The sequence below is a fragment of the Streptomyces sp. NPDC029836 genome (genome assembly GCF_055574495.1).
Genome location: NZ_JBVHZI010000002.1, coordinates 607652 through 621716, shown reverse-complemented (window position 1 = coordinate 621716; position 14065 = coordinate 607652). Strand labels below are relative to the sequence as shown.

The following is a 14065-nucleotide window of genomic DNA, read 5'->3' as shown; positions in this document are numbered from 1 at the left end:
GGGGCGGGGCGGGTCCGCGCGACTCCCCGTCAGTCACCCTCCGTGCCGGAAATTCCGCGGCGGCAGTCGTCGCCGTCGCGCGCGCAGGCGAGGGAACCGAACGCGCCGGTTCCGATCCGGGCGAAGTTGTCGAGGGAGGCGGTGCCTGGCTCGAAATAGCCGGTGTGGCTCTTCGCGCCCGCCGAGGACAGCACCCGTGCGCCGAACTCCGGCGACACCGGGTCCGCCCCGTGGCCCAGCCCGCCGAGTTCCAGGTGCGGCACGTCCTCGATCCAGTCGCCCTCGTCCCGCATGGCCCACACCCGGGCGCTCGTCCCCAGCTCGGCGACGTTCCCGGCGCGCATGCCGGGGCTGCCGGCGACGACCACGTCCGTCACCCGGCGGGGCAGCCCGCGGGCGGCGACCCCGCACACCACGGACCCGTAGCTGTGGCAGAACAGGGCCACGCCGGCGTCCCCGGGCAGGGCGGCCGCCATGGACCGCAGTCGGGCCGCGCCCTGGACGGCGAGCCGGCCCGTGGCGGCGTCCATGCCGACGCCGGTGGGCGCGGTGTAGCCGGCCCAGGCGATGACGGCGGTGGCGTCGGCGGGCGCGGCCGCGCGCTCGGCCGCGTACAGGGACTCCGCCATGCCGGCGGGGGCGGTGAGGCGGCGTTGGCTGCGCTCGAAGGTGACGGCGTCGGTGTCCACGCCGGGCACGATCACCGAGACCCGGCGGGCCCGGTCGAGGTCGCCGAAGACCTCGGCGACGAGGCCGCTGCCGGTGGGGTCGAAAGTGAGGATCTGCCGGCCGGGCTCGGCCAGCGACGCGAAGCGGTGGGCGCGCCGGATGGCCGTGGCCCGGTCGGCCGGGGTGAGGGCGACGTCGTCGGCGCGCTCCCGCTCCACGCGCTCGGCCCGGTCCAGGGAGGTGCGGTTGGCCTCGTAGCGCAGCTGGGCGGGCACCCCGTCGAGGTTGCCGACGACGAGGGGGTAGCCGGTGGCGAGCCGGGTCCGCTGGGCACCGTCCAGGCCGGCGAAGAAGCGGGACACCGTCCGTACGGGTGCGTCGACCGGCGGCACGGCCCGACCGTCGATCCGGGCCACGGCCCACGCGGCGAGCGCGGCGGCCCGCGCCGGGGTGCCGGCCTCGGGGCGGTGCACGGCCGTCCAGCCGGTGGTGGCCAGCATGACGAGGACGACCCCGAGCACCAGCAGCGTGCGCACGGCGGCGACGGGGCGCGCGGGTACCGCGGCGGCGAGGGAGGCGGGGCCGGACAGTTTCACTGGAGTCAGACTAAAAGACCGCCGGAGCCCCTGGCGCGCCGGGTGATGGGGCTCACGGCCGGTCGTGGGACGGTGCCCGCCATCCGGCGGCGCCGCCCGCGACGCAGAGTCGCGGTCGGTCGTTCGCGCCCGCGCGGGCGACGCGATCCGGCCGCGGCCGGACGGGCGTGGTCCCCCGCGGCGGCGCCGGCCGGTCCTCGACCGGCCGTCAGCCGAGATCGGCGGGGGCGGGGCGCCAGTGCGGGGCGAGGGCCGCCTCGATCTGGTCGAGGTAGGCCTCGGTCATCCGCCGGATGGCGTCCACGCTGGCGTCCTCGCCCTGCCCCCAGAGCCGTCCGGTGACGCGCATCACGCCGCAGAACGCGGCGACGGCCACCCGGGGCCGGGGGTCGGCGTCCACGTCCAGGCCCTCGCGGGCGGCGATCAGCCGGGCGATCCGCTCCTCCAGCTCGGTGGATCGCCGCAGGTGGACGGCGAGCAGCGCGGGTGTGGACTCGATCAGCCGGTAGCCCCGCATGTACAGGTCGACGGGGACCACCTCGGAGATGGCCTCCTCGACGGTGTCCCAGGCGGCGAGGACCGCCCGGCGCATCGCCGTGAGGGGCCCCTCGGCGGCGGGGCGGGCCCGCAGTTCGGCCACGAAGTGCGATTCGACCAGGTCCTGGACGGCGAAGGCGACCTCCTCCTTGTTCGCGAAGTAGCGGAAGAAGGTGCGCTGGGAGACGTCCACGGCGGCGGTGATCTCGTCGACCGTGGTCCGTTCGTAGCCCTGGGAGATGAAGAGCAGGAGGGCCGCGCGCAGCAGGGCGTCCCGGGTGCGCCGCTTCTTGCGCTCGCGCAGTCCGGCCGCTGCCGGGGCGGTCGGTGCGGGTCGCGGATCGGTCATCACCGTGGGGGTCCTTTCTGACGCAGAGTGAGCGGTCAGGGTACCTGTGACCCACGCGACAAAAACCGGGGCGTTGAGCCGTCTGTGAAGTGTCAGTCGCTGTCATTAGCCTGTTCGCATGACTAGTCAGATCACCGTCCACGACCAGGTACCGGACAAGGAACCCGGCCCGGCGCAGGACCGGTCCGGCCTTCGCGGCCACCCGTGGCTCACGCTGTTCGCCGTGGCGATCGGCGTCATGATGGTCACCCTGGACGGCACGATCGTCGCCGTCGCCAACCCCGCGATCCAGAAGGACCTGGGCGCCAGCCTCGCCGAGGTCCAGTGGATCACCAACGGCTACCTGCTGGCCCTCGCGGTCTCCCTCATCACCGCGGGGAAGCTCGGCGACCGCTTCGGACACCGCCAGACCTTCCTCATCGGCATCGCCGGCTTCGCCGTCTCCTCGGCGGCGATCGGCCTGTCCACCGGCGTGGGCCTCGTCATCGGCTTCCGCGTCGCGCAGGGCCTGTTCGGCGCCCTGCTGATGCCCGCGGCCCTCGGCCTGCTGCGCGCCACCTTCCCCGCCGAGAAGCTGAACATGGCCATCGGCATCTGGGGCATGGTGATCGGCGCCTCGACCGCCGCCGGGCCCATCGTGGGCGGCCTGCTCGTGGAGCACGTGAGCTGGCAGTCCGTCTTCTTCATCAACGTGCCCGTGGGCATCGTCGCGCTGGTGTTCGGCCTGTTCATCCTGCTCGACCACCGGGCCGAGAAGGCGCCGCGCTCCTTCGACCTCCCCGGCATCGCCCTGCTGTCGGTCGCGATGTTCTCCCTGATCTGGGCGCTGATCAAGGCGGCCGAGTGGGGCTGGGGCGACGCCAGGACCCTGCTGTTCCTGGCTCTTTCCGTGATCTGCTTCGTGCTCTTCGCCGTGTGGGAGTCGAAGGTCGCCGAGCCGCTGATCCCGCTGACCATGTTCCGCTCGCTGCCGCTGTCCGCGGGCACGGTGCTGATGGTCCTGATGGCCTTCGCCTTCATGGGCGGCCTGTTCTTCGTCACCTTCTACCTGCAGAACGTGCACGGCATGAGCCCGGTCGACAGCGGCCTGCACCTGCTGCCGCTGACCGGCATGATGATCATCGGATCGCCCCTGGCGGGCATCGCCATCACCAAGGTCGGCCCGCGCGTGCCGCTCGTCGCCGGGATGGTCGCCACCGCCGTCGCCTGCTTCGGGATGGCGCGGCTCACGCCCGACACGGGCACCCTCACCATGTCCCTGTGGTTCGCCCTCCTCGGCCTCGGCCTCGCCCCGGTGATGGTCGGCGCCACCGAGGTCATCGTCGGCAACGCCCCGCTGGAGCTCTCCGGCGTGGCCGGCGGGCTCCAGCAGGCCGCCATGCAGGTCGGCGGCAGCCTCGGCACCGCCGTCCTCGGAGCGGTCATGGCGGCCGAGGTCGGTAACACGTTCGGGGACAGGTGGGCGCGGGCGCAGCTGCCGCCGCTCGCCCCCGCGGACCTCGAACTCGCCGAGAAGGGCGTCCAGGTCGGCCTCGCACCCGTCCCGCCGGGCGCTCCCGAGCAGGTCGCCGAGGCCATCCGTACCGTCGCGCACGACACCTTCGTGTCCGGCATGAGCACGGCGTTCACCGTCGCGGGCGCGGTCGCGGTGCTCGCCGCGGTCGTGGCCTGCTTCACCAAGCGCGGCGCCAACGCCAATGCCGGGGCGGGCGCGGCCCACATCTGAGCGGGCCCGCCGGCCGTTACGGCCGGGTCAACCCCCCGCGTACGACAGCCCTGCCGGACGGTTCCGGCGGGGCTGTCGCCTATCAGGGTGGACCCGCCCGCAGCCCCTTCCGTACCGGCGTCTTCGCAGGTCAGCGTGGTGGCGACGGAAACCTCGGAAACGGTCCGGGGCTCCTCCGTCCACCAAGGAGCTGATCCGTCATGCGTACGTGGAGCACCGCACGCCTCACCGCACTCGCCGCCACCGTCCTGGCCGCCACCGCCTTCGTCCCCGGTACGGCCGGCCGCGCGCACGCCGCCGGCCCGCCGCCGTACGCGGCCTGCGCCACGGGGCAGCTGTGCCTGTGGGCCAAACCGGAGTTCAAGGGAACCCGGCAGAGCCACGAACTCAGCACCCTGGACATCAACAGCTGCACCGCCATGCCCGCCGGAACCACCGCCCAGTCCCTGGTCAACCGGACCGGCCGTCCCGTGACCACCTACCAGTCGGCCGAGTGCGCCGAGACCGGCGAGTTCCAGACCTACCCGGGCGACGGGGTCCTGCTGCCCCAGTCGCCCTACCAGGTGAGGGCGTTCAAGGTCTGGGAACGCTAGTGCTGTGCCCGGAAAGGTCCACCGGCCTTTCCGGCCACAGCACTAGGTCGTGCCCCGCGACGCCACCCCGGCGGCCTCCGGCGTCCGCGACGGCGGTACGTCGCCCCCGGCGGCCGGGTCGGCGGGGCCGGCCGTCGGGGTGGGGACGACCGGTGCCGCCGGGCCGGCGGCGGCCTGCGCGAGCGGGCCCAGCCGGGCGACTTCGGCGCGCAGCGCCCGTACCTCGTCCCGCAGTTCGCGCACCGCCGCCAGTTGGAGCCGCTCCACCTGGTCGTCACGCTCGAAGCGGGCGATGAACCAAGCGGCGATGTTGGCCGTCACCACACCGAGCAGCGCGATCCCCGACAGCATCAGCCCCACCGCCAGCACCCGGCCGAGCCCGGTGGTGGGGGAGTGGTCGCCGTAGCCCACCGTCGTCATGGTGGTGAACGACCACCACACCGCGTCGCCCAGGTTCTTGATGTTGCCCTCGGGGGCGTCCCGCTCCACGCTCAGCACGGCCAGCGAACCGAACATCAGCAGGCCCACCACCGCGCCCGCGACGTACGTCGTCAGCTGGACCTGCGGCGCCATCCGCGCCCGCCGGCCCACCAGCATCAGCGTCGACACCAGCCGCAGCAGCCGCAGCGGCTGGATCAGCGGCAGCAGCACCGCCGCCAGGTCGAGCCAGTGCGTCCGGACGAAAGCCTTCCGGGCCGGCGAGAGGCCCAGGCGCACCAGGTAGTCGGCGGCGAAGGCCGCCCACACCACCCACTCGGTGACCGCGCACCACCGCTGCACGCCCGCGTCGGCGTCCGGGGCCACGATCGGAACGGCGTACGCGACGGCGAACGCCACGGCCAGGACGAGCAGCGGCATCTGGCTCCGCCGCTCCCACAGCAGCAAGCGGGAGGTTTCCTTCATGACGGGCATCGTAGGGACCGCACCCGACGACGGCGGCCCCCGGGGAGTCCCCGGGGGCCGCCGCCCTCACCTCACCGACCGGCCGTCAGGCGTCGCCGCCCGCCGGACCCGGGTCCGCGGCCGCCACGTCCAGGAGCTGGTAGCGGTCGATGGCCTGCTTCAACACCGAACGGTCGATCTTGTTCTCCTTGGCCAGCTCGGTCAGCACCGAGAGGACCACCGACTCCGCGTCGATGTGGAAGAACCGCCGCGCCGCACCCCGGGTGTCCGCGAAGCCGAAGCCGTCCGCGCCCAGCGAGGTGTAGGGGCCCGGCACCCACCGGGAGATCTGGTCCGGGACCGCGCGCATCCAGTCCGAGACCGCCACGAACGGACCTTCGGCACCCGACAGCTTCCGCGTCACGTACGGGACGCGCTGCTCCTCCTCCGGGTGGAGCAGGTTGTGCTCCTCCACCGCGACGGCCTCGCGACGCAGCTCGTTCCAGGAGGTCGCCGACCAGACGTCCGCCTTCACGCCCCAGTCCGCGCCCAGGATCCGCTGGGCCTCCAGGGCCCACGGCACGGCCACGCCCGAGGCCATGATCTGCGCCCCCACGGTGCCGGAGCTGCCCCGCGACACCCGGTGGATGCCCTTGAGGATCCCGTCGACGTCCACGTCCGCCGGCTCGGCCGGGTGCTGGATCGGCTCGTTGTAGACCGTCAGGTAGTAGAAGACGTCCTCACCGGGCTGGTTCGTCTCCGTCGGCCCGTACATGCGCCGCAGACCGTCCTTGACGATGTGCGCGATCTCGTACCCGTACGCCGGGTCGTACGCGACGCAGCCCGGGTTCGTCGACGCCAGCAGCTGGGAGTGACCGTCGGCGTGCTGGAGTCCCTCACCCGTGAGGGTGGTCCGACCGGCGGTCGCGCCGAGCACGAAACCGCGCGCCAGCTGGTCGGCCATCTGCCAGAACTGGTCACCGGTGCGCTGGAAACCGAACATCGAGTAGAAGACGTAGACCGGGATCAGCGGCTCGCCGTGCGTCGCGTACGCGGAACCCGCGGCGATCAGCGACGCCGTGCAACCCGCCTCCGAAATGCCGTCGTGCAGCATCTGGCCGGTCGGGGACTCCTTGTACGCGAGCAGCAGCTCGCGGTCGACCGCCTCGTACTGCTGCCCCAGCGGGTTGTAGATCTTGGCGCTCGGGAAGAAGGCGTCCATGCCGAAGGTGCGGTACTCGTCCGGCGCGATCAGCACGAAGCGCTTGCCGATCTCCTTGTCCCGCATCAGGTCCTTCAGGATGCGGACGAAGGCCATCGTCGTGGCGATCGACTGCTGCCCCGAACCCTTCTTGGCGGCCGCGTACGTCTTCTCGTCCGGCAGCTGGAGCGGCTTCGCGCGCACCACGCGGGTCGGCACCCAGCCGCCGTGCGCGCTGCGCTGGTCGTGCATGTACTGGATCTCCGGCGAGTTGCGGCCGGGGTGGTAGTACGGCGGGGCGCCGCCCTCCAGCTGCTTGTCGGTGACCGGGATGTGCAGCCGGTCGCGGAAGCGCTTGAGGTCGTCGACCGTCAGCTTCTTCATCTGGTGGGTGGCGTTGCGGCCCTCGAAGTTCGGGCCGAGCGTCCAGCCCTTGACCGTCTGCGCCAGGATCACCGTCGGCTGACCCTTGTGGGCCTTGGCCGCCGCGTAGGCCGCGTAGACCTTCTTGTGGTCGTGACCACCGCGGCCCAGGTGCTGGATCTGCTGGTCGCTCATGTTCTCGACCATCGCGCGCAGCCGCTGGTCACCGCCGAAGAAGTGCTCCCGGATGTACGCGCCGGACTCCGTCGCGTACGTCTGGAACTGCCCGTCCGGCGTCGAGTTCATCTTGTTGACCAGGATGCCGTCGCGGTCCTGGGCCAGCAGCGGGTCCCAGGAACGGTCCCAGATCAGCTTGATGACGTTCCAGCCGGCACCGCGGAAGATCGACTCCAGTTCCTGGATGATCTTCCCGTTGCCGCGCACCGGACCGTCGAGGCGCTGGAGGTTGCAGTTGACGACGAACGTCAGGTTGTCCAGGCCCTCGCGGGCGGCGATGGACAACTGGCCGAGCGACTCCGGCTCGTCCATCTCGCCGTCGCCCAGGTACGCCCACACGTGGGACTTGGAGGTGTCCGCGATCCCGCGCGCCTGCATGTACCGGTTCATCCGCGCCTGGTAGATCGCGCCGAGCGGACCGAGGCCCATCGAGACGGTCGGGAACTCCCAGAAGTCCGGCATCAGCCGCGGGTGCGGGTAGCTGGACAGGCCGTACGGGGCCTTCGACTTCTCCTGCCGGAACGCGTCGAGCTGCTGCTCGGAGAGCCGGTCCAGGAGGTAGGCGCGCGCGTAGATGCCCGGCGAGGCGTGGCCCTGGAAGAAGATCTGGTCGCCGCCGTCGCCTTCGTCCTTGCCCCGGAAGAAGTGGTTGAAGCCCACGTCGTAGAGGGAGGCGGAGGAGGCGAAGGTCGCGATGTGCCCGCCGACACCGATCCCGGGACGCTGGGCGCGGGAGACCATGACGGCCGCGTTCCACCGGGTGGCGTTGAGGACCTTGCGCTCGATCTCCTCGTTGCCGGGGAAGAACGGCTCGTCCTTGGTGGCGATGGTGTTGACGTAGTCCGAGCTGCGCATCTCCGGCACGGCCACGCGCTTCTCGCGGGCCCGCTCGATCAGCCGCAGCATCAGGTAGCGGGCGCGTTCACGGCCCCGTTCGTCGACTGCGGCGTCCAGGGAGTCGAGCCACTCCTGCGTCTCCTCCGGATCGAAGTCCGGGACCTGACTCGGCAGGCCGCCAATGATGATCGGATTGCGATCGGATGCGGAAGCCACGCTGTTCCTTCGCTGTCGGGGGAGTCGTGCCTTGGGTCGCCGCCTCCCATGGTCTTACGCTCGACCGAAATCTTCACCTCTACCCCTGGGTAACACCTGGAGCGGCGAAGGAGCGGACGAGCGGGCAGGTCCATCTCGCAACCTTACGCCCAGGTCGATCATCGGGTTCGTGAGGTCGTTCGTCCCTCAAACAAGTAGGAAAGTCCTCCTGCCGTGCCGAATGAGCCGCAATGGTGTGGGATGAATCACCAGGGGCGTTTGAGGGAAGCCTGAAAGTTGCGGCGAGACGGCCGCAATCGTCACCGTTTCGACGGTCTCGGCGGCCGGGTACTTGCGCGATCCGCCGCGCCCGTGTGGACTACGCCCAATGCTGCGCGTACGCGCGCCGCCGAAAGACATTCACCGAACATGAGCAGGAGGCACACCGTGAGCGCGACCGCGGACCACGCGGAGAGCCCGGTCACTCGACTTGGCTTCCAGTCCGAACAGGTGGTCCAGGAGATCGGCTACGACGACGACGTCGATCAGGATTTCCGTGACGCCGTTGAGAAGCACGTCAGCGAACTCGTCGATGAGGATTACGACGACGAGGTCGACGCCGTGATCCTCTGGTTCCGGGATGAGGACGGTGACCTGACGGATGCGCTGGTCGATGCCATCGAACTGGTCGATGAGAACTCCGTCGTCCTGCTGCTGACCCCCAAGACGGGCCGTGACGGCTTCGTGCAGGCCAGCGACATCAGCGAGGCCGTCGAGACCGCCGGTCTGTCCCAGGCGAAGCCCGTCAAGGTGGGCGACGACTGGACCGCCGTCAAGCTGACGACCCCGAAGGCCGCCGCCAAGAAGCGCTGAGCCGAACCCCCGCAGACGAGCGGACCCGCCCCGCCGACCCGGATCACCCCGAGGTCGGTGGGGCGCGGTCGTTTTCGGGGCGGTACGCGCCCGCCCGGACGGGCCGCTCAGCCCATAGGCTGGCCCCCGGGACCGACGGGCTCACCCGAACGGTCCAACGGGCGCGTGCGGGAATGCAGGAATGCAGAAACGAAGGGATGCGAGATGGCCATCGAGGTCGGCGACAAGGCTCCGGACTTCGAGCTCAAGGACAACCACGGCGCCACCGTGCGGCTCTCCGACTTCCGGGGCGAGAAGGCCGTGGTGCTGCTCTTCTACCCGTTCGCCTTCACGGGCGTCTGCACCGGCGAACTGTGCGAGCTGCGCGACCAGCTGCCGCGTTTCCAGAACGACGAGGTCCAGCTCCTCGCCGTCTCCAACGACTCGGTGCCGACCCTGCGCGTCTTCGGCGAGCAGGAGAACCTCGACTACCCCCTGCTGTCCGACTTCTGGCCGCACGGGGAGACCTCCCGCGCCTACGGGGTCTTCGACGGGGACAAGGGCTGCGCGGTGCGCGGCACCTTCATCATCGACAAGGACGGCGTCGTGCGCTGGACGGTCGTCAACGGACTGCCCGACGCCCGTGACCTGAACGAGTACATCGAAGCCCTCGACAGCCTCTGAGGGCCTCGGGCAGATTCCGTACCAAAACCGTGTACGAACGGGAACCCGTCACTAGGATCGACACGTTGATCCGGTAGCAACCGCACGACGGGGCCCCGCCCCGGACACATACCCAATGGAGGACCCGTGGGAGTCAGCCTCAGCAAGGGCGGCAACGTCTCGCTGACCAAGGCCGCGCCTAACCTGACGGCGGTCATCGTCGGTCTGGGCTGGGACGCTCGCACCACCACCGGTGTCGACTTCGACCTCGACGCCAGCGCGATCCTGACCAACGACCAGGGCAAGGTCGCCAGCGACTCGAACTTCGTGTTCTTCAACAACCTGAAGAGCCCGGACGGCTCGGTGGAGCACACCGGTGACAACACCACCGGTGAGGGCGAGGGCGACGACGAGGCCATCAAGGTCAACCTCGCCGGCGTTCCCGCCGACGTCTCCAAGATCGTCTTCCCCGTCTCGATCTACGAGGCCGAGGGTCGCCAGCAGAGCTTCGGTCAGGTCCGCAACGCGTACATCCGCGTCGTGAACCAGGCCGACAACACCGAGCTGGCCCGCTACGACCTCTCCGAGGACGCCTCGACCGAGACCGCCATGGTCTTCGGCGAGCTGTACCGCAACGGCGCGGAGTGGAAGTTCCGTGCCATCGGCCAGGGTTACGCCTCGGGCCTGCGCGGCATCGCGCAGGACTTCGGCGTCAACGTCTGAGCCCACACCGCAGTCAGTCAGTCCGGCGCCGTGCACTGTGTGTACGGCGCCGGACCGGCTTTGCCACCACATCACGTCGTCCGGGGAGGACCACATCATGGGCGTCACACTCGCCAAGGGGGGCAACGTATCCCTGTCCAAGGCCGCACCGAACCTGACCCGGGTTCTGGTGGGACTGGGATGGGACGCGCGCTCGACCACGGGGGCCGACTTCGACCTCGATGCCAGCGCGCTGCTGTGCAACAGCGGCCGGGTGCTCGGGGACGCGTACTTCATCTTCTACAACAACCTCAAGAGCCCCGAGGGCTCCGTCGAGCACACCGGGGACAACCTCACGGGAGAGGGCGAGGGTGACGACGAGTCGATCATCATCGACCTCACCAAGGTCCCGGCGAACGTGGACAAGATCGTCTTCCCGGTGTCGATCCACGACGCGGACGCCCGCCGGCAGAGCTTCGGCCAGATCAGCAACGCGTTCATCCGCGTCGTGAACATGGCGGACGACCAGGAGTTGGCCCGCTACGACCTGACCGAGGACGCCTCCTCCGAGACCGCGATGATCTTCGGCGAGGTCTACCGGTACGGCGGCGAATGGAAGTTCAGGGCCGTAGGGCAGGGGTACGCGTCAGGCCTGCGCGGCATCGCTCTAGACTTCGGGGTCAACGTTTCGTAAAGCCGTACAAGACGATGGGGTGCCAGTGGTTCTCAAAACCTTCGGCTGGTCGTTCGCAATCACTGCGCTCGGTCTGGTCGCAGCGGTGTTCTACGGGGGGTGGCAGGCCTTCGGGATCGTGGCGATCCTGTCCGTCCTGGAGATCTCGCTGTCCTTCGACAATGCGGTGGTCAACGCCGGAATCCTGAAGAAGATGAATGCCTTCTGGCAGAAGATCTTCCTCACGATCGGCATCCTGATCGCGGTGTTCGGCATGCGCTTGGTCTTCCCCGTCGTCATCGTGGCGATCAGCGCCAAGATCGGGCCGATCGAGGCGGTCGACCTCGCGCTGTCCGACAAGGACCAGTACCAGCAGCTCGTCACGGACGCCCACCCGTCCATTGCCGCCTTCGGTGGCATGTTCCTCCTGATGATCTTCCTCGACTTCATTTTCGAGGACCGTGACATCAAGTGGCTCGCCTGGCTGGAGCGTCCGCTCGCCAAGCTCGGCAAGATCGACATGCTGTCCGCGTGCATCGCGCTCATCATCCTGGCCATCACCGCGATGACCTTCGCCACCAACGCCCACCAGCACGGTGGCATGCACGTCGACAAGGCGCAGACCGTCCTGATCTCCGGCATCCTCGGCCTGATCACCTACATGGTCGTGGGCGGTCTCTCCGGCTACTTCGAGAACAAGCTGGAGGAGGAGGAGGAAGCCGAGCACGAGGCGGAGGAAGCGGCCAAGCGGACCGGCAAGCCCGTATCGGCCGTTGCCATGGCCGGCAAGGCCGCCTTCTTCATGTTCCTCTACCTCGAAGTCCTCGACGCCTCCTTCTCCTTCGACGGGGTCATCGGCGCCTTCGCCATCACCAACGACATCGTGCTGATGGCCCTCGGCCTCGGCATCGGTGCCATGTACGTCCGGTCGCTGACGGTCTACCTGGTCCGCCAGGGCACCCTCGACGACTACGTGTACCTGGAGCACGGCGCCCACTACGCCATCGGGGCGCTGGCCGTGATCCTGCTCGTCACCATCCAGTACGAGATCAACGAGGTCATCACCGGCCTCGTCGGCGTGGTGCTCATCGGCTGGTCCTTCTGGTCCTCGCTGCGCCGCAACAAGCGCCTGGAACTGCAGGAGGGTGCCGCCGCCGAGGCATGACCCCGGTGACAATGCGGAACGCTCCAAGTGCGGGGCGGCCGGTCGGGTCCACGGACCCGGCGGGCCGCCCCGCTTCCGTACGTGTGAGGGGTTCGTACTCGTGACGAAGCAGGGGGGCAGGGGACCATGGGGTTCTTCGACGGGATCAGGGGCGCGCGTGCCATGGGGTTCGATTCGGGGCACGCCTCGTCGAACGCCATCGAACTGACGAAACGACATCCGACGGTGTCGCTCACCAAGCAGCAGGCGGTCCACGGCAACCTGCGCGTCAACCTCTCCTGGCGGATGCGGACCTCCGACTTCGGCGGCCGCTCAGGACAGAGCGGGCAGTTGTTGCGGCACCCGTTCAAGCTGTTCAAGCCCGAGATGGTGCAGGCCCACACCCAGGGCATGGTCAACGTCGACCTCGACATGGGTTGCCTGTACGAGCTGACCGACGGTACGCGGGGCGCCGTGCAGCCGCTGGGGAACCTCCTCGGCGACCTCAACGACCCGCCGTACGTGAAGCTCAGCGGCGACGACCGGTTCGGCTCGGCCTCGGGGGAGACGCTCTACATCAACCTCGACCACGCCGAGGACATCAAGCGGCTGCTCGTCTTCGTCTACATCTACGACCAGACCCCGGCCTTCGACCGGACGCACGCCCTGGTCACCCTGTATCCGGTCACCGGGCCGAGGATCGAGATACCGCTGGAGGAACGGCATCCGCAGGCCCGCTCCTGCGCCGTCCTGTCCCTGGAGAACGTCAAGGGCGAGCTGATCGTGCGCCGCGAGGTGAAGTTCGTCTACGGGTTCCAGGCCGAGCTGGACCGCCTGTACGGGTGGGGGCTCCAGTGGGGGCGGGGCTACAAGAGCGCCAAGAGCTGACGGGCCGGCCCGGGCGGGAAGCCGGACCCGCGGGAGCCCATCCCGCCCGTCCGCGCCCGTCCGCGCACGGGCGGGGTCGGGGCGCGGCGGGCGGCTGGTGCCTCAGCGGCGGATGAACTGGGGGCCCTGCACCGGCAGCCGGAACGACGGGTCGCCGCCCGGGGACGGCACCGGTACCGGGGACACCGGCTGCGGGTACCCGTAAGCGGGCTGCACCGCGGGCGGGGCCTGCGTGGGCGGGGCCGGGACCGGCGGGCGCATGGCGGCCGTCTGCTCCGCCGTGGGCCCGGTGCCGGGCGCGGAGGCCCCGGCCTCCCCGGCGGACTCCTCGGAGGCCGCCTCGGCGGCGTTCTCGTCCACGGAGATCCCGTGGTCGGTCGCCAACCCGATCAGCCCGTCGGAGTAGCCCTCGCCGAGTGCGCGGAACTTCCAGCCGTCGCCCCGGCGGTACAGCTCGCCGCAGATCAGCGCGGTCTCGGCGCCCGTCTCCGGCCGCACGTCGAAGTGGGCGAGCGGTTCGGGGCGGCCGCCGGGGGTGGCGTCGTAGAGCAGGATGCGCAGGTCGTGGACCTTCTCGAAGGGGACGTCCTCGGCCGAGGCGACCACCAGGATCCGGTCCACCTCGGGGGGGACGGCGCGCAGGTCGGCCTGGACGGCGTCCGTGACCCCGTCGCCGAGCTGCTTCTTCCCCAGCCGCCACACGGCCCCCGAGGGGTGCCGGGGCTGGTTGTAGAACACGAAGTCCTCGTCCGAGCGCACGCGCCCGTCCGCGCCCACGAGCAGCGCCGAGGCGTCCACGTCCGGCACCTCGGGCCCCGTGGACCAGCGCAGCACCGCCCGGACCGCCACGGCGGCCACCGGGATGTTCGAGCCCTTCTGCATCGCGTGCGTCATGCCCGTCATCCTGCCCTCCCGGGCCCGACCGGGACAATGCGGCCCCCCGTTGGGCCTTGTACCG

General features: G+C 70.2%; 13 protein-coding genes. 8 read left to right on the top strand and 5 right to left on the bottom strand.

Annotated elements, in window-relative coordinates; genetic code table 11:
- Positions 1-29: 29 nt before the first annotated feature.
- Entirely contained in the window at positions 30-1169 is a 1140-nt protein-coding gene (locus tag ACZ4XJ_RS08590) for an alpha/beta hydrolase (RefSeq protein WP_468495941.1), read from the bottom strand.
- A gap of 304 nt (positions 1170-1473) precedes the next feature.
- The gene (locus ACZ4XJ_RS08585) at positions 1474-2151 is read right to left on the bottom strand and encodes a TetR family transcriptional regulator (protein ID WP_468495702.1); all 678 of its coding nucleotides are present in this window, start codon (positions 2149-2151) and stop codon (positions 1474-1476) included.
- 118 nt (positions 2152-2269) lie between these two features.
- On the opposite strand from ACZ4XJ_RS08585, the gene ACZ4XJ_RS08580 reads away from it, so the two are divergent.
- Together ACZ4XJ_RS08580 and ACZ4XJ_RS08575 are read left to right on the top strand one after the other, a co-directional pair.
- Complete coding sequence (locus ACZ4XJ_RS08580; protein ID WP_468495701.1) at positions 2270-3877, top strand: MFS transporter; 1608 nt, start codon at positions 2270-2272, stop codon at positions 3875-3877.
- 200 nt (positions 3878-4077) lie between these two features.
- Positions 4078-4470: a peptidase inhibitor family I36 protein gene (locus ACZ4XJ_RS08575; protein ID WP_362878225.1), complete on the top strand. Its 393-nt coding sequence runs from the start codon at positions 4078-4080 to the stop codon at positions 4468-4470.
- Positions 4471-4512: 42 nt separating this feature from the next.
- On the opposite strand, the gene ACZ4XJ_RS08570 is transcribed toward ACZ4XJ_RS08575, so the two are convergent.
- Both ACZ4XJ_RS08570 and aceE read right to left on the bottom strand, forming a co-directional pair.
- Positions 4513-5373 (bottom strand): potassium channel family protein, encoded by an 861-nt coding sequence (locus ACZ4XJ_RS08570; protein WP_468495700.1) that lies wholly within the window; start codon positions 5371-5373, stop codon positions 4513-4515.
- A gap of 85 nt (positions 5374-5458) precedes the next feature.
- Positions 5459-8206, bottom strand: a complete 2748-nt coding sequence (aceE, locus tag ACZ4XJ_RS08565; protein ID WP_362878222.1) for a pyruvate dehydrogenase (acetyl-transferring), homodimeric type — start codon at positions 8204-8206, stop codon at positions 5459-5461.
- Positions 8207-8632: 426 nt separating this feature from the next.
- Here aceE and ACZ4XJ_RS08560 point away from each other — a divergent pair, with 426 nt between their 5' ends.
- The 6 genes from ACZ4XJ_RS08560 (at position 8633) to ACZ4XJ_RS08535 (ending at position 13107) form a co-directional block, all read left to right on the top strand.
- Entirely contained in the window at positions 8633-9058 is a 426-nt protein-coding gene (locus tag ACZ4XJ_RS08560) for a DUF3052 domain-containing protein (protein ID WP_362878220.1), read from the top strand.
- A gap of 204 nt (positions 9059-9262) precedes the next feature.
- On the top strand, positions 9263-9721 hold the full coding sequence (locus ACZ4XJ_RS08555) for a peroxiredoxin (protein ID WP_468495699.1): 459 nt from the start codon (positions 9263-9265) through the stop codon (positions 9719-9721).
- A gap of 126 nt (positions 9722-9847) precedes the next feature.
- Positions 9848-10423, top strand: coding sequence for a TerD family protein (locus ACZ4XJ_RS08550; RefSeq protein WP_362878217.1), 576 nt, complete (start codon positions 9848-9850; stop codon positions 10421-10423).
- 97 nt (positions 10424-10520) lie between these two features.
- Entirely contained in the window at positions 10521-11096 is a 576-nt protein-coding gene (locus tag ACZ4XJ_RS08545; RefSeq protein ID WP_362878215.1) for a TerD family protein, read from the top strand.
- Positions 11097-11121: 25 nt separating this feature from the next.
- Positions 11122-12240, top strand: a complete 1119-nt coding sequence (locus ACZ4XJ_RS08540) for a DUF475 domain-containing protein (protein WP_362878213.1) — start codon at positions 11122-11124, stop codon at positions 12238-12240.
- Positions 12241-12366: 126 nt separating this feature from the next.
- Complete coding sequence (locus ACZ4XJ_RS08535) at positions 12367-13107, top strand: TerD family protein (protein WP_362878211.1); 741 nt, start codon at positions 12367-12369, stop codon at positions 13105-13107.
- A gap of 102 nt (positions 13108-13209) precedes the next feature.
- Here ACZ4XJ_RS08535 and ACZ4XJ_RS08530 read toward each other — a convergent pair whose 3' ends face one another.
- The gene (locus tag ACZ4XJ_RS08530; RefSeq protein WP_362878370.1) at positions 13210-14001 is read right to left on the bottom strand and encodes a TerD family protein; all 792 of its coding nucleotides are present in this window, start codon (positions 13999-14001) and stop codon (positions 13210-13212) included.
- Positions 14002-14065: the final 64 nt, after the last annotated feature.